Genomic DNA, 21,648 nt, shown 5'->3' with positions numbered 1-21,648 from the left:
ATATCCTATTTTTATTTGTTAAATTATTATTTTTTATGAAATAATGTTTTTAATATTTTTAAAAATATTTATTACACCAATATTTTTTACTTTTTTCATCATTGTTTTCATTAATTCAAATTGTTTTAAAATTTTATTAATATCTTGAATACTAGTTCCAGAACCTAAAGATATTCTTTTTTTTCTTGAATATTTTATAATTTTTGGATTTTTTCTTTCATTAATAGTCATAGATTTTATTATTGCTTGTATTTTTATAAACATATTATCGTTTATTTGCAATAAAATATTTTGTTTTAAGTTATTATTAATTGATAATTTATTTAATATGTTTTGTATACCTCCTACTTTTTTCATTTGAATTATTTGTTTTAAGAAATCGTTTAAATCAAATTCATTTTTTTCTTTTATTTTTGTTTTTAATTCTTCTAGATATTTTTTATCAATTTTTTTTTTAATTGATTTTATTAAAGAGATTGTATCTTGCATTCCAAGAATCTTAGAAGCTATTTTTTTTGATTTAAATTCTTTTATATTATGAAATTTTTCTCCATTTCCAAGGAATGCAATAGGAATTTTTGTTAAATATTTAATTGATAATACAACTCCACATCTAGTGTTTGAATCTATTTTTGTTAAGAAAATTGATGTTATTTTTAATAGTTTATTAAATTTATTAATTATATTAATAGAATCTTGTCCTATCATAGAATCTATAACAAATATTGTTTCTAATGGTTGTATAATTTTATGTACATTTTTGATTTCATTCATTAATTTTTTATTAATATGCATTCTTCCAGCAGTATCAATTAATAAGACGTCATATTTTTTTTTTTTTGCATATTCAATTGACTGAATAGAAATATCAATAGGTTTTTGTTTATTATTAGAATTAAAAAAATCTATCTTTACTTGTTTAGAAATGATTTTTAATTGTTCAATTGCTGAAGATCGATAAATATCTGTAGATACTAATAAAACTTTTTTATTATATTTTTCTTGAAATAATTTTGAAAGTTTTCCAATACTTGTTGTTTTACCAGATCCTTGTAATCCTATTATTAAAAAAATTGATAGATTTTTTTTTTTAAATTTTATTTTATAATTATTATTTCCAATTATAGATATTATTTCTTTTTCAACTATTTTAATAAATTCTTGTCCTGGAGTTAAAGAATTATTAATTTTTTTTCCAATACATTTTTTTTTAATTTTTTTTATAAATTTTTTAATGATTAATAATGGAACATCAGCTTCTAATAATGCAATTCTTACTTTTCTTAATGTTTTTTCTATATTTTTTTTTGTAATTCTTCCTTTATTAGATATATTTTTTATAATAATAGAAAAACATTTAGTTAAATTTTTAAACATTTTTTATACTCAGGATTATTTTTAGAGATAATAATTTTAAATTTTTAATTGTACATTTTTTAAAGTAATTAAAATTTATTTCAAATATTTATTTTTTTAATACTATGTAAAATAAAGTTCTATTTTTGTTATAATTAGATATATTTTTTTTTATTATATATAATTTATATAATTTACTACAATTTTCACTTCCAATTGCTACAGAAAATTTATTTTTTTTATTTAAAATTTTTTTAATAGCTTCTGAAGAACTATTTGTATATTTTATTTTTAAGTTTTTTAAATTATTTATAAAAATTTTGCATTGTTTAATTGGTTGTGAGTGACTATATATTAATTTTATATTTTTTAGTGATTGTTTTTTTTTTGAAAGAATACAATGATCAATAGAAATTTTTATTTTATCAAAAATTTTTAATTTATTTTTTTTAAATATTTCTTTTGTTTCATCAATTGTTCCAGTTATTGTATTTTTAACAGGTAAAATAGCATATATATTTTTTTTATTTATTTTTTTTAATATAGATTTAAAATCTTTACATGGAATTTCTTTTAAATTTTTCAATTTTTTTTTTGCATATTTTATAGCAGCAAAATATGAATAAGATCCTTTTGGACCTAAAAATGCTATTTTAATTTTTTTTTTTTAAACTCTTTTTTTTGAATTTTAATAGAATGATGAATTATAATTTTAAATATTTTTTTTAAATATTTTTTTTTTAATTTATATTTCTTTCCTTGTGAAATTATTTTTTTAAAAATATTTTTTTCTCTTTTTTTATCTTTTATTGGATGTTTTATTTTTATTTTTTCTTTAGCAATTTTTTTACAAATTAAATTTCTTTCATATAACAGAGTTATAATATCTTTATTTATATTGTTTATTTTTTTTCTTAAAATTAATATTTTATTTTTATTTTTCATTATTTTACTCCTTGTTATTCAAAAAATTATTATATTTTTTTATAAATTAATATAATTTTATATTATATTTATTATATATCATATATTTTTTTTTTTTTAAAAAATTTCAATTTTAAGTAATTTTTTTATAAAAATATAAAATATAAAAAAAAATATTTTTTAAGAAATGTTACTTTAATGTTAATATTTTATTTTAATTATAAATAATTTTTTATTATATGTTTTTTATATAAAAAAAGTTAAAATAGAATTATTTTATAGGTATAGTAATGAACATAAAGAGCTTTTCAATTTCTTCAAAAAATATTATAAAAAATTGGTACTATATTAATGCAAATGGAAAAATTTTAGGTCGTTTATCTAGTATAATTTCACATTATTTACGAGGGAAGCATAAAGAAATATATACTCCTTATATGGATGTGGGAGATTATATTATTGTTTTAAATGCATCTAAAATTTGTGTTACAGGAAAAAAAAATAAAAAGAAATTATATCATAGATATACCGGACATGTTGGTGGTTTAAAAACAGTTAAATTTTCTGATATGATTAAAAATAATCCAGAACAAGTAATAAAAAAATCTGTTTATGGAATGCTTCCAAAAGGTCCTTTAGGAAGAATAATGTTTAAAAAATTAAAAGTATATCGCGATGAAGTTCATAATCATCATGCTCAAAAACCAATCTTACTTAAAATTTAAAATTAGGATGTAAACAGATAAAATGAGTACAGTTCAAAACTATGGAACAGGAAGAAGAAAATCTTCTTCTGCTCGAGTTTTCTTAAAAATTGGAAATGGGAAAATAATTATAAATAAACTTACTTTAGAAAAATATTTTAGTCGAAAAACTGCTTGTATGGTTATTACGCAACCATTAAAAGTAGTAAATATGAGTAATAAATTTGATTTTTATATTACTGTTAAAGGAGGTGGAATTTCAGGACAAGCTGGAGCAATAAGACAAGGAATTACTCGAGCTTTAATAAAATATGATAGTTATTTATTAAAAGAATTAAGAAAATTTGGTTTTGTTACAAGAGATTCTCGTCAAGTAGAAAGAAAAAAAGTTGGTTTTAGAAAATCTAGACGTAGACCTCAATTTTCTAAAAGATAATTTTTTTTTTATAAATTATATATACAAGTTAAATAATCAAAATTTAATATATTTTAGTTAATTTTTAACTTGTATAAATAAAAATTTATTGTATATGAATATATTTCATTTAAAAATTATATTGAATTACTTAAATCTTTACAAAGATTCTTAATTCCTTTTTTTTTAATAGATGAAATAATGTAATATTTTTTTATATTTTTTTTTTTTATAATTTTATTTATTTTAAACTTAATATTTTCTTTTTTTAATAAATCTGATTTATTAAAAACAATCCATCTTTTTTTTTTATATAATTTATAATTATGTTGTTTTATTTCATTATTTATTATATTTATGTTTTTAATAATATCTTGATATCTTTCAATAGATAAATCTATTATATGTAATAATATTTTACATTTTTCTAAATGTTTTAAAAATTTTAAACCTAATCCAATTCCTTTTGATGCTCCTTTTATTATTCCTGGTATATCTGCGATTATTATTTTTTTTTTTTTTTTAGTAAAAAGTACTCCAAGATTTGGGATTAAAGTAGTAAAAAAATAATTTCCAATTTTTGGTTTTGCAGAAGAAACACTTCTTATAAAAGTAGATTTTCCAACATTAGGAAGTCCAAGAATACCAATATCTGCTAATAAAGAAAGTTCTAATTTAATTGTTTTTTCTTCTCCTAATTTTCCTAATGATCTTTTTCTTGGAGTTCTATTAGTAGGTGATTTAAATCGATTATTTCCAATACCATGCCAACCTCCTTGTATCGCTAAAAATAATTCTTTATCATATTTAAATTCTTTTATAATTTCATTGTTATAACAATTTATAATTTTTGTTCCAATTGGAACAAGTAATATTTTATCAGTTCCTTTTTTTCCTGATTTTTTTCTATTTTGTCCTGGTTTTCCATTTTCAGCTTTTATTATTTTTTTAAATGTATAATCAACTAAAGTATTTAAATTTTTATCAGCTTGAAATAATATACTTCCTCCATTTCCTCCATCTCCTCCATCAGGACCTCCTTTAGGAGCATTTTTTTCGCGTCTAAAACTGATTACTCCATCTCCTCCATTACCAGATTTTATTTTTATTATTGCTTCATCAACAAATTTCATAGAAAATTCTCTAAAAAATATTATTTTTTATTTTGAATTTTTTTAAAAAAAATTTGAATTGTTATTTTTTATTAATTAGGAATAATATTCACAATTTTTTTTTTTTTAAAACCTTTTCTTTTAAATTCTACAATACCATTTATAATAGAATATATAGTATGATCTCTACCACATTTAGTATTATTTCCTGGATGAAATTTTGTACCACGTTGTCTGATTATAATTGATCCAGATTTAACTTGTTCTCCACCAAAACATTTAACTCCTAATCTTTTTGAATGTGAATCTCTTCCATTTCTACTGGATCCTCCAGCTTTTTTATGTGCCATTTAAATTCTCTTTTTTATTTTTATTGATTGAATTTTAATACTCGTATAAAATTGTCTATGACCTTGTTTTTTTTTATAATGTTTTCTACGATGAAATTTTATTATATAAATTTTTTTTTCTCTTCCATGGCTAAAAATTTTTGCTTTTATAACTGCATCTTTTAAAATAGGATTACCTATAAATGTTTTTTGTTTTTTTTTAATTAATAAAATTTTTTTAAATTTTATTATATTACCAACATTTTCATTAATTTTTTCTATTCGAAGGGTTTGTCCTATTTTTACTTTGTATTGCTTACCTCCATTAATAAAAACAGCGTACATAAATTCTCCGGTTTAAAAATGTTTTAATATTTAAAAATATTTTTTTTTTAAAGTTATTTTTTAAAATTAATTTAATTATATTATAAATTTTTTTTAATAATTTTTTTATTATATTTTTTCCATTCATTTAATGAATATGTTTTAATTGAAATTGCATGTATTTTTTTTTTAATAATATATTTTAATAATGGGGCGTATATATATTTCTGTCTATTTACTTCATTCATATTTAAAAAAATATTACTTACAGCAAATATTTTATAATAATTATTTTTTTTTTTAATTTTTACATAAAATAGATTTAATTTTTTTATTAAAATTTTTTTTATTTTTTTTTTCATTTTTTTTATTTTTTTTTTTTATTTTTTTAATTTTTCATGTTTTTAAATAATAATCTATATATAAAAATATAATTATGTATTAATATAATTTTTATTTAAGATAAAATAAATTAATTATATTAATATATCATGTATTATAATAAATTTATTATTTTATTTATAAATTGATTTATAATAATATATTATTAAACTTTAAATAAATATGTTTAATATATTTTTAAATACATTTTGATAAAAAAATAATATATTTTAGAATAATTATATAAATATATTGTATTTAAAAAAATATTTTTTTATTTATTGAAAATTAAGGTTAATTGTGAATAATAAAATTCTCATGACTATTGAAGGTGAAAAAAAACTTAGAAACGAATTAGATAAATTAAAAAAAAAAAAAAGACCAAAAATTATTAAATCTATTTCGGAAGCAAGAGCTTATGGAGATTTAAAAGAAAATGCAGAATATCATGCAGCAAAAGAAGAACAAAGTTTTTGTGAAAGGAGAATTCAAGAAATTGAGTTTAAATTATCTAATGCACATGTTATAGATGTTAAAAAAATGTTTATTCATAAAAAAATTTTTTTTGGAGCAACAGTAAAAATTTTGAATATTAAATCAAATAAAATTTATGAATATAAAATTGTTGGAGATGATGAAGCAGATTTTAAAAAAAAATTAATATCTATAAATTCTCCAATGGCTAAAGGGTTAATGAAGAAAAAAAAAAATGAGTTAGCTGTAATTAAAACGCCAATTGGTTTTGTTTCATATAAAATATTAAAAATATTATATATATAATTTAAAATTTTAAAAAGAAACATATTTAAATAATTGTTTAAAAAAAAATAATTTTATTTTAATATTTTAACAAACATATGAAAAAAAAATCTAGTTCTAAATTATGGTTAAAGAATCATTTTAAAGATTTTTATGTAAAAAAATCGCATAAAAAAAAAATTCGTTCAAGAGCTTTTTTTAAAATTAAACAAATAAATAGAAAATTTAATATTATTAAAATTGGTTATACAGTTGTTGATCTTGGTTCATCACCAGGAAGTTGGTCTCAATATGTGATAAAAAAAATAGGATCAAATGGAACTTTAATTGCTTGTGATATAAAATATATGGAACCAATTCAAAAAGTTAAATTTATACATGGAGATATTAAAAAAAAAGAAACATATTTATTACTATTAAAATTATTAAATAAAAAAAAAGTAGATTTATTAATGTCTGATTTGTCTCCAAAAACTACAGGACATTCATTAATTGATGTTTGTGAATCAATAAATTTAAGTAAAATTGCTTTAAATTTATCTAAAAAAATTTTATCTAAAAACGGTTTTTTTATTACTAAACTATTTCAAGGAGAAGGATATGACATATATATTAGATCTATTAAAAAAATTTTTTTCGTAGTAAAAATTTATAAACCAAGTGCCTCTAGGTTAAAATCTCGTGAAATTTTTGTTATAGCAAAAAATATAAAAATGATTAATAAGTGATATTTTTAATATCATTAAATTTTAAATGAGGATTTAAATCTTGAGAAAAATGGTAAAAAAAATAATTTTTTGGTCAATTTTTGCAATGATATTTATGTCTATATTGCAAAATTTTCATTCAAACAATTTTAATCGTTATAAAATGGATTATTCGTATTTTTTGTCTGAAGTGAATAAAAAAAAAATACGTTCAGTAATAATTGATGGACAAGAAATTTATGTCATGAGGAAAGATAATAGTCAATATTGCACTTATCTTCCAATGCATGATTCAATGTTATTAAATAATCTTTTAACAAAAAATGTTAAAATTGAAGGAAAATATCCTGCAGAAGTAGGTTTTTTATGGTCTGTATTTATTTCTTGGTTTCCAATAATAATGTTAGCATTAACTTGGATTCTTTCATTGAGACAAATTCAAATGGGAGGAGGAAAGGGAGCAATGTCTTTTGGAAAAAGTAAAGCAAGAATTTATAAAAAAGATGAAATTAAAACTACTTTTTCAGATGTTGCAGGATGTGATGAAGCTAAAGAAGATTTACAAGAAATAGTACATTATTTAAAGAATCCAAAAAAATTTCAAAAGTTAGGAGGAAATGTTCCAAAAGGTTTATTAATGATTGGTTCTCCTGGTACAGGAAAAACTTTATTAGCTAAAGCAATAGCTGGAGAAGCTAATGTTCCTTTTTTTATTATTTCTGGATCAGATTTTGTTGAAATGTTTGTAGGAGTTGGTGCGTCTCGAGTTAGAGATCTTTTTGAAAATGCGAGAAAATTATCTCCATGTATAATTTTTATTGATGAAATAGATGCAGTAGGTAGGAAAAGAGGAACAGGTTTAGGAGGAGGTCATGACGAAAGAGAACAAACTTTAAATCAAATATTAGTTGAAATGGATGGATTTGATAAAAATAAAGGTGTGATTTTAATTGCAGCTACAAATCGTCCAGATGTTTTAGATTCAGCTTTATTACGTCCTGGTAGATTTGATCGTCAAATATTTATTCCTTTACCAGATATTAAAGGAAGAGAACAAATTTTAAAAGTTCACACAAAAAAAATTATTATATCTGAAAATTTTGATCCAATGATTATTGCTCGAGGTACTCCTGGTTTTTCTGGAGCAGATTTATTTAATTTAGTTAATGAATCCGCTCTTTTTGCTGTTCGAAAAAATCATTCTTCTGTAACCATGGATGATTTTGAACAAGCAAAAGATAAAATAATGATGGGTGCTGCAAGAAAATCAATGATTATTTCTGATAAACAAAAAGAATGTACTGCATATCATGAAGCTGGTCATGCTATTGTTGGAAAATTTGTTCCTGAACATGATCCTGTTCATAAAGTTACTATTATTCCTAGAGGAAATTCTTTAGGTTTAACTTTTTTTCTTCCAGAAATAGATCATTTAAGTATAAATAAAAAAAAAATAGAGAGTCAAATTTCTGCTTTATATGGAGGAAGAATTGCTGAAGAAATAATTTATGGAAAAGATTATATTTCAACAGGTGCTTCTAATGATATAAAAGTTGCTACAAATTTAGCAAAAAATATGGTTATGAAATGGGGATTTTCTAAAAAATTAGGTCCTTTATTATATTCTGAAGAAGAAGATGGAATTAATTTAGGACAATCAACATCAAAAATTTATAATTTTTCTAATTATACAAAAGAAATTATTGATCAAGAAATAAAAAAAATTATTGATTTTAACTACAATAGAGCAAAAAAAATTCTAGAAAATAATTTAGATATTTTACATTCTATGAAAGATGCATTAATGAAATATGAAACAATAAATTATCATCAAATTAATTCTTTAATAAATAGAAAATTTGAACGTTTAAAAAAATAAAATTTTTGAAATTATTTCTTTGAAATAAATATATTTTATTTTTAAAATTTAAAACTTTTTATATTTATTAAAATTTAAAATTTTTATAGAAAAAAAATTTTATTTATATATTTTAAAATAATAATTATTTTATAAAATTCTATTTTTTTTTTTTTTTTTTTTTTTGAATTTTTAAATAAATTTATTATTTTTCATAATATAAATATTATTATATAATAAAATATAGGAATGACGTAGTGAGAGTATTTTTTTTAGTAATATATTTATTTGTTTCATTAATGTTAATTTTTTTAATTTTATTACAAAAAAGTCAAGGTTCAACAAATATTGGAATGATTAGTATTAATAAAAATTTATTCAATATTTCAACAAAAAATGAATTTTTAAATAAATTAACTATTTTTTGTGCATGTTTTTTTTTAATATTAAGTATTTTACAATGTAATATAAATAATTGTATTTTAGAAACGATTTAAAATATTTTTTTTAATTTTCTTAAATCTTTTATTTTTTTAATAGCCGAGATGGTGAAAATGGTATACACGCTACTTTGAGGTAGTAGTGCCTGATATATTTTAAGGTTTACGGGTTCGAATCCCGTTCTCGGTATTGTTTTTTAAAATACTTTAAAATTTTATTTTTTTTATATGTATAAATTATTTTATATATAAAAATTTTTTATTTTAAAATATAAATAATACAATATTTGTTTAAATCAAAAACCCCGTTTAGTCGGGGTTTTTTATTAAATTAATTAAATGAATTTTTTTTAGTTTATTTTTTTAAAATTAATTTTTTACATAAGAAAATATAAAATTTTTAAGGAATTTTAAGATGAGAAATAATATTTTAACAGTAATAGAATCTGTTTCAAATGAAAAATCAATTTCAAAAAAAATTATTTTTAAAGCTCTTGAAAAAGCATTATGTAGTGCTACAAAAAAAAAAATTAAAAAAGATGTTAATGTTCGAGTCGTTATTAATAAAAAAAATGGTAGTTTTAAAACATATCGAAGATGGTTAGTTGTAAAAAATGTTTTACAACCAACAAAAGAAATTACTTTAGAAGCTGCTCAATATGACAATATAAATATACAATTGAATGATTATATAGAAGAAAAAATAAAATCTGTTATGTTTGATCGAATTACAACGCAAACTGCTAAACAAGTTATTATTCAAAAAGTTAGAGAAGCAGAAAAAAAAATTATTATTAAAAATTTTAAAAAAAGAAAAGGAGAAATTGTTATAGGAGTAGTAAAAAAAATTAATAGAGATTTTATAATTTTAGATTTAGATGATAGAGCTGAAGGAATTTTATTAAAAGATGAAATGCTTCCGAGAGAAAATTTTAGGTTAGGAGATCGTGTTAAAAGTATATTATTTTGTATACGATCTGAAAAAAATAATTCTCAATTACTTTTAAGTCGAACTAGGTCTGAAATGTTAATAGAATTATTTAAAATTGAAGTTCCAGAAATTAATGAAGGAATGATTGAAATTAAAGAAGTAGCAAGAGATCCTGGTTCTCGATCAAAAATTGCTGTTAAAACTAATGATAAAAAAATTGATCCAGTTGGAGCATGTGTTGGTATAAGAGGTTCTAGAGTACAAGCTGTTTCTAATGAATTATTTGGAGAAAGAATTGATATTGTTTTATGGAATAAAAATCTTTCTCAATTAGTAATTAATTCTATGGCGCCTGCTGAAGTTTTATCAATTATAATAAATAAAAAAAAAAAATTTATAGATATTACAGTAGATTTAAAAAATCTTGCACAAGCAATTGGAAGAAATGGTCAAAATGTTAAACTTGCATCAATTTTAAGTAAATGGGAGCTTAACGTAATGACTGTAGAAGAATTAAAAAAAAAAAAAAATAAAGAAAAAAAAGATGTTTATAAATTATTTAATAAGTACTTTAAGATTAATAAAAAAATATTTAAAATTTTTTATAAAAATAATATTACTTCTATTAAAGAATTATTTTTTATTTCAGATAAAAAATTTTTAAAAATATTAAATTATAAAGAAAACTTACTTAAAAAAATAAAAAAAAATATTGGAAAATATCGTTCTAAATTTTTATTAAAAAATAAAAAATCTAAAAATAAAATTTTTTTAAATAAAAGTCTATTAAACTTAAAAGGAATGAATGATATTCTTGCATTAGAATTATTTAAAAAAAAAATTTTTACTTTAGAAGAATTGTCTAATCAAAGTCTTGATGATTTAATAGATATTAAATTTTTTGAAAAAAAATTAATTGGAAAATTAATAATGTCTGCAAGAAATATATGTTGGTTTAAAAAAAAATAATTTTAATAAATTTATCTATTTATTTTTTTTATTATTATTCATTTTTTTTTTATTTTTTATTTTTTTTTTTTTTTTTTTTTTTTTTTTTTTGAATTAAAAAAAAATACATGTAAAATAAATATATTATAAAACAAAAATATATTTCAAATTATACAAAAAATTTTATAAATTTTTTTGTATAATTAATTTATTTTTAAAAAATATCCTTTTCATCTTTAAAATAAAAAATAAGAGAAAAAATGAGAAAAAATGATTTGAACAAAGAAAAAAAAAAGTTTATTCATTTAAAAAAAAAAAAAGAACAATCTTTTTTAAAAAAAAATTTAAAACAAAAAAAAAATAATAATTTATATCGTTCAAATGAATTAAATAAAACAAATAAAGATAATAAAAGAAATATAAAATTTAAAAAGAAAAACGATATAACAAATAAAAAAAATTTTTTATCTATTTTAAAAATAAAAAATTCAAAAAAATTTAAAAAGAATGTTAAAAATATTTCTAAAAAAAATATGTTAAATGTAAAAAAAAAAATTAATTTTTTTAAGTTAAAAAAAAATAAAAAAAATTTATATAATTTAAATAATAAAAATAAAAATTTTCTAAAACAAGGTTTTAATAAACCTAAAAAAAATATTAAAAAAATTATACAAATTATAGAAGATATAACTGTATTTGAATTATCTAATAAAATGGGAATTAAAAATTCACAAGTTATAAAAAAAATGTCTGAATCTGGAATGAATTTATCAAAAAATCAAATTTTAGATTTAGATTCTGCACAGTTAATTTCTGAAGAAATGGGATTTAAAGTTAAAGTAATTTATAAAAATGAATTAGAAAAAAAAATATTGATTGATAGAGACTTAATAAAAAATAATATAAAACATGTTAGACCTCCAATAGTAACTATTATGGGTCATGTTGATCACGGAAAAACATCTTTATTAGATTGTATTAAAAAAACTTCTCTTGTTTTTAAAGAAGATGGAGGTATAACTCAAAGTTTAGGAGCATATCATGTTATTTTAAAAGATAAAAAAATTACTTTTCTTGATACTCCTGGACATTCTGCATTTACAAAAATGCGAGAAAACGGTGCTCAGATAACAGATATTATAGTTTTAATAATAGCTGCAGATGATGGGGTAATGCCTCAAACTATAGAAGCAATTAAACATGCACAATCTGTAAAAGTTCCAATTATTATAGCAATAAATAAAATTGATAAAAATAATATAAATATTAATAAAATTAAAAACGAATTAATGAAATATAATATATTATCTGAAGAATTAGGCGGAGAACATATTTTTGTAAATATTTCTGTTAAATTAAAAAAAGGAATAAATAATTTATTAAAAAATATTTTATTACAATCAGAAATTTTAGACTTATCTGTTCCTTATAAAGGTATGGCTACTGGTGTAGTTTTAGAATCTTTTTTAGATAAAGGGAAAGGTCCTGTTTCAACTGTTATAGTCAAAGAAGGTGAATTAAAAAAGGGTGATGTTGTTTTATGCGGATTAGAATATGGAAAAATACGATCTATTATTGATGAAAATAAAAACAATTTAAAAAAAATTACTCCATCAATTCCAGTTGAAATTTTAGGTTTATCTGGTTTACCTTTATCAGGAGATATTTTAACTGTTGTTCGTAATGAAAAACAAGCAAAAGAAGTTTCTTTATATAGAAAAAATAAACAACAAAGAAAAATTTTTTCTAAAAAAAAAAAAATTAGTTTAGAAAATTTATTTCAAGAAATTAATAAGAAGAATGTCTCAGAATTAAATATTATTTTAAAATCAAATTCTAAGGGATCTTTAGAAGCAATTGAATCATCTATTAATAAATTATCACATAATGAAGTTAATTTAAATATTTTAAGTTTAGGTGTTGGAAGTATTAACGAAACAGATGCTTCTTTAGCTCATTCTTCTAATGCAATTATTATTGGATTTAATGTTCGAGCAGATATTTCAGCAAAAAAAATTATTGAAAAAGAAAATATAGATTTGAGATATTATTCTGTTATATATACATTAATTGATGAGATTAAATCTTCAATTTATGGAATGTTATCTCCAAAGTATAAACAAAAAATTATTGGTTTAGTTTCTGTGAGAAGTATTTTTAAATCTGTTAAATTTGGATTTATTGCAGGATGTATGGTTACTGAAGGATATATTAAAAGAAATAGTCCAATTAAAATTTTAAGGAATGATATTGTTGTGTATGAAGGAGAATTGGAATCTATTAGACGATTTAAAGAAGATGTAAAAAAGGTAAGAAATGGTATAGAATGTGGAGTTGGAATAAAGAACTATAACGATATTCGTGTTAATGATATAATTGAAGTTTATAAAGTTATTGAAATAAAAAGAAAATAAAAAATTTATTTTATTAAAAAATAAAAATATATTGGATAAAATATTGTGTATAAAAATATTTATAGATTAGTTAGAATATCTAAAGAAATTCAAAAAGAAGTATCTTATATTTTACAAAAATCAATTCATAATCCAAATTTTAATAAATTTTCTACTGTTTTAGATGTAAAAGTTTCTCCAGATTATTCTTTTGCAAAAATTTATATTTATTTTAATAAAAAAACAAGTTTTAATAATGTTTTATCTTTAAATATTTTAAATAAATCTTCGTCTTATATTAGATTTTTACTAAGTAAAAAATTAACTTTAAGAACTGTTCCAAAATTAATTTTTGTTCATGACTTTTCTTTAACAGAAGGAGAAAAAATTTCTAATTTATTAAAAAATTTATAATAATATTTTTTCTTATTGAGGTATATGAATATTTTTACTAAAGCAAGAAAGATTAATGGAATTTTTTTATTAGATAAACCTACTGGAATTTCTTCAAATCAGGCATTACAAATAACTAAAAAAATTTTTTCAGCAATGAAAGCAGGTCATACAGGATCTTTAGATCCTTTAGCAACAGGAATTTTACCAATTTGTTTTGGTGAAGCAACAAAATTTTCTAAATATTTATTAAAATCTGATAAAAAATATAGAGTAATTGCAAAATTAGGAGAAGAAACTTCTACTGGTGATTCAAACGGTAAAATATTAAATTTTTTTAATATAGAGTTTAATTCTATAGAATATAATAAATCTTTAGAAAAATTAAAAGGAGAAATTATTCAAATTCCTCCTATGTATTCTGCAATAAAATATAAAGGAATACCATTATATAAATATGCAAGAAAAGGTATTAAAGTTCCAATAAGAAGTAGATTAGTTAAAGTTTATAAATTAATTAGTTTATATAGATATAAAAATATTATTGAATTAGAAATTTTATGTTCTTCTGGTACTTATATTCGTTCAATTATTGAAAATTTAGGAAAACTTTTAAAATGTGGAGCTCATGTAGTCTTTTTAAGACGAACTAAAGTTTTTTCATATTCTAGTAATTTATCTATTACTATAGATCAACTAAATTATTTTAAGAATAAATATAAAAAAAATAATTTTGTATTATTTAAAAAAAAAATAGAAAAATTTTTAATTCCAATTGTTTCTATATTTTCATCTTTTCCAAAAATTTGTTTATCTACAAATAATTTATTTTTTATTAAAAATGGGCGTGCAATAAAATTGATCACTAAATTAAAATCTTGTTTAATATGTATTTTAACTAAAGATAAAAAATTTGTTGGTATAGGAAAATTAAATAAAAAAAAATATTTATTTCCTCATAAATTAATAAATTATAATACATAAAAAATAATTTTATGTTGTAAAAAATTTTAAAAAAATTATTTAAAAAACTTTATTTATAAGGGATAAAATGATTATAAATATTTCAAATAAAAAAGATATCATTTCTAAATATGGGAAAAATAATCAAGATAGCGGAAATTCTGAAGTTCAAATTGCTCTTTTAACTAGTAAAATTAATTATTTACAAGAACATTTTTTTAAAAATAAAAAAGATTATGCAAGTAGAAGAGGATTATTAAAAATGGTATCAAAACGTAGAAAATTATTAGACTATTTAAAAAAAAAATCTATTTTAAAATACAATTTTATTATTAAAAATTTAAAAATTCGTAGGTAATACAAATAATAAATAAAATTTATAAGATATATTTAAAAAAATATATTAAAAAGTATTTGAAGGGGCTTTAGCCCTTTTTTAATTAAAAAATTTGTATTTTTGAAAATTTTATTTTTAAAGTTTAAAATTTTTTCAATAGATGTTTTTATTTATTATTTTTTCTTTAAGGATATTTATTTTGCTTAATCCGATTGTATTTAAATTTAAATATGGTTGTCACACAGTTATTTTAGAAACTGGATTGATTGCAAGACAAGCAACATCTTCAATAATGGTAAGTATAGATGATACTTCAGTTCTTGTTACAGTAGTTGGTCAAAAGAATTTACAAACAGAAAAAAATTTTTTACCTTTAACTGTGAATTATCAAGAAAGAACTTATGCTGCAGGAAGAATACCTGGGGGATTTTTTAGAAGAGAAGGTCGTCCTAGTGAAAATGAAATTTTAATAGGAAGATTGATAGATCGACCGATTCGTCCTTTATTTCCAAAAGATTTTTTTAATGAAGTTCAAGTGATTGCTACAGTGGTTTCATTAAATCCAAAAATTAATCCTGATATTGTATCAATGATTGGAGTTTCTGCAGCATTATATATTTCAGGAATACCAGTAAAAGATATGATTGGTGCAGCTCGTGTTGGTTATATTAATAATAAATATGTTTTAAATCCTAGTACAGATGATATGAAGTTAAGTCAATTAGATTTAATTGTTTCTGGAACAGATAAACATATTCTCATGATAGAATCTGAATCAAATCAATTACATGAAAATATTATATTTAATGCAATTTTATATGGTTTTAAAAAACAAAAAAAATTAATTAAAAATATGAAAAATTTGTTATTTTCAATTAAAAAAAAAATATGGAATACAAATTTTTTATATATAAATGAAAAATTTTATAAAGATGTTTATAAGATTTCAAAAGATTTTATTAAAAAAATTTATTTAATTTCTAATAAAAAAAAACGTATAAAAAAATTACAATTATATAAAGATTCTATTATTAATGATTTATTATTAAAAGATTCAAATTTAAATTTGTTAGAAATAAATAAAATTTTTTCAGAAATTGAAAAAAAAATTGTAAGAAATAATATTTTAAAGAACAATTTTAGAATTGATGGTAGAAATCAAGATGAAATTCGAAAAATAGATATTAAAACTGGAATTTTGTATAGAACACATGGTTCAGCATTATTTACAAGAGGAGAAACTCAATCTTTAGTTTCTGTTACTTTAGGAACTTCTAGAGATGCTCAAAATTTAGATGAATTATTAGGTGATAAAACAGATAGTTTTTTATTTCATTATAATTTTCCTCCATATTCTGTTGGAGAAATAGGTATGATTAATTCTCCTAAAAGAAGAGAAGTTGGACATGGAAGATTAGCAAAAAAAAGTATTTTAGCTGTTATGCCTTCTATTAATATTTTTCCTTATACAATTCGTATTGTTTCAGAAATTACAGAATCTAATGGTTCTTCTTCTATGGCTTCAGTTTGTGGAGCATCATTAGCTTTAATGGATGCAGGTGTTCCAATAAAAGAACCAATTGCTGGAATTGCTATGGGATTAATAAAAAATAAAGAAAAATATGTAATTTTAACAGATATTTTAGGAGATGAAGATCATTTTGGAGATATGGATTTTAAAGTATCTGGAAGTAGAATAGGAATTACTGCATTACAAATGGATATGAAAATTGAAGGTATTACTCATGAAATTATTAAATTATCTTTAAAAAAAGCAAAGATTGCAATTAATAAAATTTTAATAAAAATGTCTAAGACTATCAATACTCCTAATAAAGAAATATCAAAATTTGCTCCTAGAGTTCATGTTATTAAAATAAATCCTGAAAAGATAAAAGATGTGATAGGAAAAGGAGGTTCTGTTATTCGTATGTTAACTGAAGAAACAGGAACTACTATTGAAATAGAAGATAATGGTACTGTAAAAATTTCGGCTATAATGGAAGAAAAAGCTTTAAATGCTATTCATAGAATTCAAGAAATTACAGCTGATATTGAAATTGGAAAAATATATATTGGAAAAGTTACAAGAATTGTTGATTTTGGTGCTTTTGTTTCAATAGGAATAGGAAAAGAAGGTTTAGTACATATTTCACAAATTTCTAATAAGCATATTGAAAAAGTTTCGGATTATCTTGAATTAAATCAATCTGTTACAGTTAAAGTATTAGATATGGATCGACAAAAAAGATTGAGACTAAGCATGAAAGATATTAAAAAATAAAATTTTTTATAATTATTAAGATTTTTAAAATTTATTAAAAAATAGAATTTAAAAATTCTATTTTTTATGTGCGTTTGAATTTTATATTATGCAAATTTTATGTTAATCTTAAATAAATTTATAATTTATTATTAAATAAAAAAATATTTTATAAAATTTTAAATATTTAAAAATAATATTTTATATTAAATTTAAAATTTTTTTTAAAATACTTTTTATAAAATAAAAATAAATTTTTAAAAAAATTTAAAAAAAATAAATTTTTTTTATTTTTATTTTTTTTATTTTTTTTAAAACATATATTTTAATATATTTTAAAAAATAAATTAAATATAAATTTTTACATAATATCTTTTAAGCCAGTTGAAAATTTTCAATGAATATAATAAAAATATTTGTCATTAATTATGTAGACTGGCCTCTTTTTCAATTAAATGAGGTGCATGTTTTACATGATTTTGATAAAAAATAATTTTTCTATTTTTGGATTAAATAATTCTCTTTTAAAAGTTTTAGACGAAATAGGTTATAAAGAACCTTCTCCTATTCAAAAAAAATGTATACCATATTTATTAAATAAAAATGATGTTTTGGGTATGGCTCAAACTGGAAGTGGAAAAACTGCTGCATTTTCTTTACCTTTATTACATAATATTAAAATTTCTTTAAGATTTCCTCAAATTTTAGTTCTAACTCCTACTAGAGAATTAGCTATTCAAGTTTCTGAGGCGTTTTCTTTATTTTCAAAGTATCTTCCTCAAATTCATGTTTTACCTTTATATGGTGGACAAAGATATGAATTACAATTAAATGCTTTAAAAAGAGGTCCTCAAATTGTAGTTGGTACTCCTGGAAGATTATTAGATCATTTAAAAAGAAAAACATTAAATTTATTTAAATTAAATACTTTAGTTTTAGATGAAGCTGATGAAATGTTGCGTATGGGATTTATTGAAGATGTTGAAAATATTTTATCTCAAATTCCAAAATCACGTCAAACAGCTTTATTTTCTGCTACTATGCCAGATGCTATTAGAAGAATTTCCAGAAGATTTATGAAAAATCCAAAAGAAATTCGAATACATTCAAGTGTAACAAACCGTCCTAATATTATTCAAAAGTATTGGTTAGTAAATAAACAAAAAACTGATGGATTAATTAGGTTTTTAGAAACAGAAAACTTTTCAGCAACAATAATTTTTGTTCGAACAAAAAATTCTACTGTAGAAATTTCTGAAGTATTAGAAAAAAATGGTTATAATTGTTCTGCTTTAAATGGAGATATGAATCAATCATTACGTGAAAAAACATTAGATCGATTAAAAAAAGGAAAATTAGATATATTAATTGCAACAGATGTTGCTGCGAGAGGATTAGATGTTGACCGCATTAGTTTAGTTATAAATTATGATGTTCCAATGGATGTTGAATCATATGTTCATAGAATTGGAAGAACTGGTCGTGCTGGAAGGGAAGGAAAAGCATTAATGTTTGTAGAGTACAGAGAAATTAGGTTATTAAAAAATATTGAAAGAATTATGAGACAACAAATTAAACAAGTTTTACTTCCTAGTTCAGAATTATTAAGTACTAGTCGTTTAAAAAATTTTTCAAAAAAAATTAAAAAAGAATTAAAAAGTAATGATTTAAAAAAATATAAATTATTATTACCAAAAATAAATTTAAAAAATCCTGTTAGTATTGAAAGTTTAGCTGCAGCTTTGCTGAAAATGGCTCAGGGAAAAAGAGTTTTAATAATAAAAAAAGATAAAATAGTTAAAAGTTTTATTAACAATTTGAAAAACAAAAATTTTGTAAAAAAAAATGAATATTCAAATAGAAATTATAGAAAAAATAATCAGATGGATGTTTATAGATTAGAATTAGGGAGAATAGATAAAATAGAAATTCGACATATTGTTGGTGCTATTGCAAATGAAGGAAATTTAAATAATAAAGATATTGGAAATATTAGAATTTTTCCTTCTTATTCTACAATTGAATTACATAAAAAATTTAATAAAAAAAAAATATTAGAAATTTTTAAAAAAACAAAAATTTTTAATAAATTTATTAATTTAAAATTATTTATAAATACAAGATTTTTAAATCGTTCAAAGTTTGTTAATAAAAATAAAAAAATTAATTTGTTTAAAAAAAAAACTTTTAGAGTATCAAAATCTAGAAATTTTAATTTAAAAAATTCAAATTTAAAAAAAACTCGTTTATCATCAAGTAATTTAAAATTTAAAAAAAAATAATTTGATTTCATAAATAAATATTTTTTAAAATTAAAGAGCGCACTTTTAACGTTATAAATTTAGTGCACTCTTTAATATTATTTTTTATATATTATTGCTTCTATTTCAATTTTAACGTTTCTTGGAAGTTTTGATACTTGTACACACGATCTTGCTGGAAAAAAATCTATTTTTTTTTTAAAAAAATTTTCATATGCTAAATTAATTTTTTCAAATTTATCTATATTAGTTGTAAAAATTGTTGTTTTTATAATATTTTTAATAGTAAATTTTGATTTTTTTATTATTTCTTCTATATTTTTTAAACTTAATAATGTTTGACAATATATTTTTTTTGGTATTGTTTTTGAAATAGGATCAATTGGAATTTGACCAGAAACCATTAATAAATTTTTTATTTTGATTGCTTGCGAATAGGGACCAATAGGTTTTGGTGCTTTTTTAGTAAATATTTTCATAAATATATTTTTTAGTTGTTTTTATTTTTTTTTAATAAAAATAAATTAATTTTGTAGTATTTTTTATATTTTTTTATAAATATAATTTAAAATTTTTTTATAAAAATTTTTTATTTTTATAAAATAATTTTTAATAACAATTTTTATAAAAATTTAAATAAAAATATTTTTTTTAAATAAAAAAAATTTTAAATTTTATAAATTATTATTTTTTATTAAACAGTTTATAATTAAAGATTTCATTATATGTACACGATTTGAAGATTGTTGAAATATAATTTTTTTATTTAAATTAAAAATATCGTCAGTAATTTCAACTCCATTTTTTAAATTAAATTTTTTTATTATTTCTTTTCCAAATATTGTTTTTTTATTATGTAATGCAGGTAAACAATGAAAAACTTTAACAAACGGATTTTTTGAAAGTTTTAAAATTTTTTTATTTACTTGATATTTTTTTAAAGAAATAATTTTTTCTTCTTGATTTTCTATTTTTTCACCCATAGAAATCCAAACATCTGTGTAAACTATATCTGCATTTTTAATTCCAATTTCTATATCTTCTGTTAATTTTATATTTTTTTTAATGTTAGAGTATTTGTTAAAAAATTTTTTCTTTGGAAAATATTTTTTAGGTGAAATTAAAGATAATTTAAAATTTAATAAATTTGAAGCTTCTAAAAGTGAATTAGAAATATTATTTGTAGAATCTCCAATATATGTGATTTTTATTTGATTAATATTTTTTTGAGGAAAAATTTCTTTAATAGTTAACAAATCAGATAAAATTTGAGTTGGATGGTGTTCATTTGTTAATCCATTCCATATTGGAATTTTTGAGTATTTTGCTAATTTTTTTATTATTTTTTGTTTATATCCTCTATATAATATTCCATCATACATTTTTCCTAATGTTTCTGCTGTATCTTCAATAGATTCTTTATATCCTAAATGGGTATCTTTCGGACCTAAATAAGTAGTTTTAGCTCCTTGATCAAAAGCAGCAATTTCGAACGAACATCGTGTTCTAGTAGATTTTTTTTCAAAGATCAAAGCTAAATTTTTATTTTTTAAAAACTTTTTTTCTTTTTGAATTATTTTTTTAAATTTTATTTTTTCTGAAAAATTTAATAAAAATAAGATATTTTCTGAATTAAAATCAGATAATTTTAAAAAATTTCTTAAATAGAAAGGATTCATATATACTTCCTGTAAAATTAAAATTTTGAATAATATTTATTTTTTTATATTATAAATATTTTATTGAATAAAAAAAAATAAAAATTTTTTTTATTTAAAAATTTTTTATTAAATATATTTTTTATATTTTTTTAAAAAAAATAAAAAAAAATAATAATCTTTTAATAAGAT

General features: G+C 19.4%; 22 protein-coding genes and 1 tRNA gene. 14 read left to right on the top strand and 9 right to left on the bottom strand.

Features of this window, described 5'->3' with window-relative positions; genetic code table 11:
• Window positions 1-33: 33 nt before the first annotated feature.
• From ffh to AACK90_RS00520, 3 genes are all read right to left on the bottom strand, one after another.
• Entirely contained in the window at window positions 34-1,377 is a 1,344-nt protein-coding gene (ffh, locus tag AACK90_RS00530; protein ID WP_339043434.1) for a signal recognition particle protein, read from the bottom strand.
• Window positions 1,378-1,465: 88 nt separating this feature from the next.
• A complete protein-coding gene (locus AACK90_RS00525; protein WP_339043666.1) occupies window positions 1,466-1,963 on the bottom strand; it encodes a prephenate dehydratase domain-containing protein in 498 nt (165 codons plus the stop codon).
• 41 nt (window positions 1,964-2,004) lie between these two features.
• The gene (locus tag AACK90_RS00520; RefSeq protein WP_339043432.1) at window positions 2,005-2,301 is read right to left on the bottom strand and encodes a chorismate mutase; all 297 of its coding nucleotides are present in this window, start codon (window positions 2,299-2,301) and stop codon (window positions 2,005-2,007) included.
• Window positions 2,302-2,576: 275 nt separating this feature from the next.
• On the opposite strand from AACK90_RS00520, the gene rplM reads away from it, so the two are divergent.
• Complete coding sequence (gene rplM / locus AACK90_RS00515) at window positions 2,577-3,005, top strand: 50S ribosomal protein L13 (protein WP_339043664.1); 429 nt, start codon at window positions 2,577-2,579, stop codon at window positions 3,003-3,005.
• A gap of 22 nt (window positions 3,006-3,027) precedes the next feature.
• Window positions 3,028-3,420, top strand: coding sequence for a 30S ribosomal protein S9 (rpsI, locus tag AACK90_RS00510; RefSeq protein ID WP_339043430.1), 393 nt, complete (start codon window positions 3,028-3,030; stop codon window positions 3,418-3,420).
• A 116-nt stretch (window positions 3,421-3,536) separates the two neighbouring features.
• Here the strand turns inward: rpsI and cgtA are convergent, their stop codons facing one another.
• The 4 genes from cgtA to AACK90_RS00490 all read right to left on the bottom strand — a co-directional run bounded on the left by cgtA (window position 3,537) and on the right by AACK90_RS00490 (window position 5,526).
• Window positions 3,537-4,532 carry an Obg family GTPase CgtA gene (cgtA, locus tag AACK90_RS00505; RefSeq protein WP_339043428.1) on the bottom strand — a complete coding sequence of 332 codons (996 nt, stop codon included), beginning with the start codon at window positions 4,530-4,532 and terminating at the stop codon, window positions 3,537-3,539.
• Between the two features lie 71 nt (window positions 4,533-4,603).
• A complete protein-coding gene (rpmA, locus tag AACK90_RS00500; protein ID WP_339043426.1) occupies window positions 4,604-4,861 on the bottom strand; it encodes a 50S ribosomal protein L27 in 258 nt (85 codons plus the stop codon).
• Window positions 4,862-5,185: a 50S ribosomal protein L21 gene (gene rplU, locus AACK90_RS00495; protein WP_339043424.1), complete on the bottom strand. Its 324-nt coding sequence runs from the start codon at window positions 5,183-5,185 to the stop codon at window positions 4,862-4,864.
• A gap of 80 nt (window positions 5,186-5,265) precedes the next feature.
• On the bottom strand, window positions 5,266-5,526 hold the full coding sequence (locus tag AACK90_RS00490; RefSeq protein ID WP_339043422.1) for a BolA/IbaG family iron-sulfur metabolism protein: 261 nt from the start codon (window positions 5,524-5,526) through the stop codon (window positions 5,266-5,268).
• A 319-nt stretch (window positions 5,527-5,845) separates the two neighbouring features.
• On the opposite strand from AACK90_RS00490, the gene greA reads away from it, so the two are divergent.
• The 12 genes from greA to AACK90_RS00430 all read left to right on the top strand — a co-directional run bounded on the left by greA (window position 5,846) and on the right by AACK90_RS00430 (window position 19,819).
• The gene (greA, locus tag AACK90_RS00485) at window positions 5,846-6,325 is read left to right on the top strand and encodes a transcription elongation factor GreA (RefSeq protein ID WP_339043420.1); all 480 of its coding nucleotides are present in this window, start codon (window positions 5,846-5,848) and stop codon (window positions 6,323-6,325) included.
• A 77-nt stretch (window positions 6,326-6,402) separates the two neighbouring features.
• The gene (locus AACK90_RS00480; RefSeq protein ID WP_339043418.1) at window positions 6,403-7,032 is read left to right on the top strand and encodes an RlmE family RNA methyltransferase; all 630 of its coding nucleotides are present in this window, start codon (window positions 6,403-6,405) and stop codon (window positions 7,030-7,032) included.
• 49 nt (window positions 7,033-7,081) lie between these two features.
• Window positions 7,082-8,890, top strand: a complete 1,809-nt coding sequence (gene ftsH, locus AACK90_RS00475; protein WP_339043662.1) for an ATP-dependent zinc metalloprotease FtsH — start codon at window positions 7,082-7,084, stop codon at window positions 8,888-8,890.
• Between the two features lie 236 nt (window positions 8,891-9,126).
• Window positions 9,127-9,366 carry a preprotein translocase subunit SecG gene (gene secG / locus AACK90_RS00470; RefSeq protein WP_339043416.1) on the top strand — a complete coding sequence of 80 codons (240 nt, stop codon included), beginning with the start codon at window positions 9,127-9,129 and terminating at the stop codon, window positions 9,364-9,366.
• Window positions 9,367-9,408: 42 nt separating this feature from the next.
• A tRNA-Leu gene (locus AACK90_RS00465) sits at window positions 9,409-9,499 on the top strand.
• 225 nt (window positions 9,500-9,724) lie between these two features.
• Complete coding sequence (gene nusA / locus AACK90_RS00460) at window positions 9,725-11,209, top strand: transcription termination factor NusA (RefSeq protein ID WP_339043414.1); 1,485 nt, start codon at window positions 9,725-9,727, stop codon at window positions 11,207-11,209.
• A 239-nt stretch (window positions 11,210-11,448) separates the two neighbouring features.
• Window positions 11,449-13,602 carry a translation initiation factor IF-2 gene (gene infB / locus AACK90_RS00455; protein ID WP_339043412.1) on the top strand — a complete coding sequence of 718 codons (2,154 nt, stop codon included), beginning with the start codon at window positions 11,449-11,451 and terminating at the stop codon, window positions 13,600-13,602.
• A 45-nt stretch (window positions 13,603-13,647) separates the two neighbouring features.
• Window positions 13,648-13,995 carry a 30S ribosome-binding factor RbfA gene (gene rbfA / locus AACK90_RS00450; protein WP_339043410.1) on the top strand — a complete coding sequence of 116 codons (348 nt, stop codon included), beginning with the start codon at window positions 13,648-13,650 and terminating at the stop codon, window positions 13,993-13,995.
• 24 nt (window positions 13,996-14,019) lie between these two features.
• A complete protein-coding gene (truB, locus tag AACK90_RS00445; protein WP_339043408.1) occupies window positions 14,020-14,958 on the top strand; it encodes a tRNA pseudouridine(55) synthase TruB in 939 nt (312 codons plus the stop codon).
• 67 nt (window positions 14,959-15,025) lie between these two features.
• Complete coding sequence (gene rpsO, locus AACK90_RS00440) at window positions 15,026-15,295, top strand: 30S ribosomal protein S15 (RefSeq protein ID WP_339043406.1); 270 nt, start codon at window positions 15,026-15,028, stop codon at window positions 15,293-15,295.
• A 178-nt stretch (window positions 15,296-15,473) separates the two neighbouring features.
• A complete protein-coding gene (gene pnp, locus AACK90_RS00435; protein WP_339043404.1) occupies window positions 15,474-17,558 on the top strand; it encodes a polyribonucleotide nucleotidyltransferase in 2,085 nt (694 codons plus the stop codon).
• A gap of 452 nt (window positions 17,559-18,010) precedes the next feature.
• Window positions 18,011-19,819: a DEAD/DEAH box helicase gene (locus tag AACK90_RS00430; protein ID WP_339043402.1), complete on the top strand. Its 1,809-nt coding sequence runs from the start codon at window positions 18,011-18,013 to the stop codon at window positions 19,817-19,819.
• Between the two features lie 77 nt (window positions 19,820-19,896).
• Here AACK90_RS00430 and AACK90_RS00425 read toward each other — a convergent pair whose 3' ends face one another.
• Both AACK90_RS00425 and argF read right to left on the bottom strand, forming a co-directional pair.
• Entirely contained in the window at window positions 19,897-20,277 is a 381-nt protein-coding gene (locus tag AACK90_RS00425) for a Rid family detoxifying hydrolase (protein ID WP_339043400.1), read from the bottom strand.
• A 195-nt stretch (window positions 20,278-20,472) separates the two neighbouring features.
• Window positions 20,473-21,477 carry an ornithine carbamoyltransferase gene (gene argF / locus AACK90_RS00420; RefSeq protein ID WP_339043398.1) on the bottom strand — a complete coding sequence of 335 codons (1,005 nt, stop codon included), beginning with the start codon at window positions 21,475-21,477 and terminating at the stop codon, window positions 20,473-20,475.
• Window positions 21,478-21,648: the final 171 nt, after the last annotated feature.

The organism is Buchnera aphidicola (Periphyllus acericola) (genome assembly GCF_964019855.1).
GTDB lineage: Bacteria > Pseudomonadota > Gammaproteobacteria > Enterobacterales > Enterobacteriaceae > Buchnera_J > Buchnera_J aphidicola_BC.
This window is presented reverse-complemented; position numbering and strand designations above follow the sequence as displayed.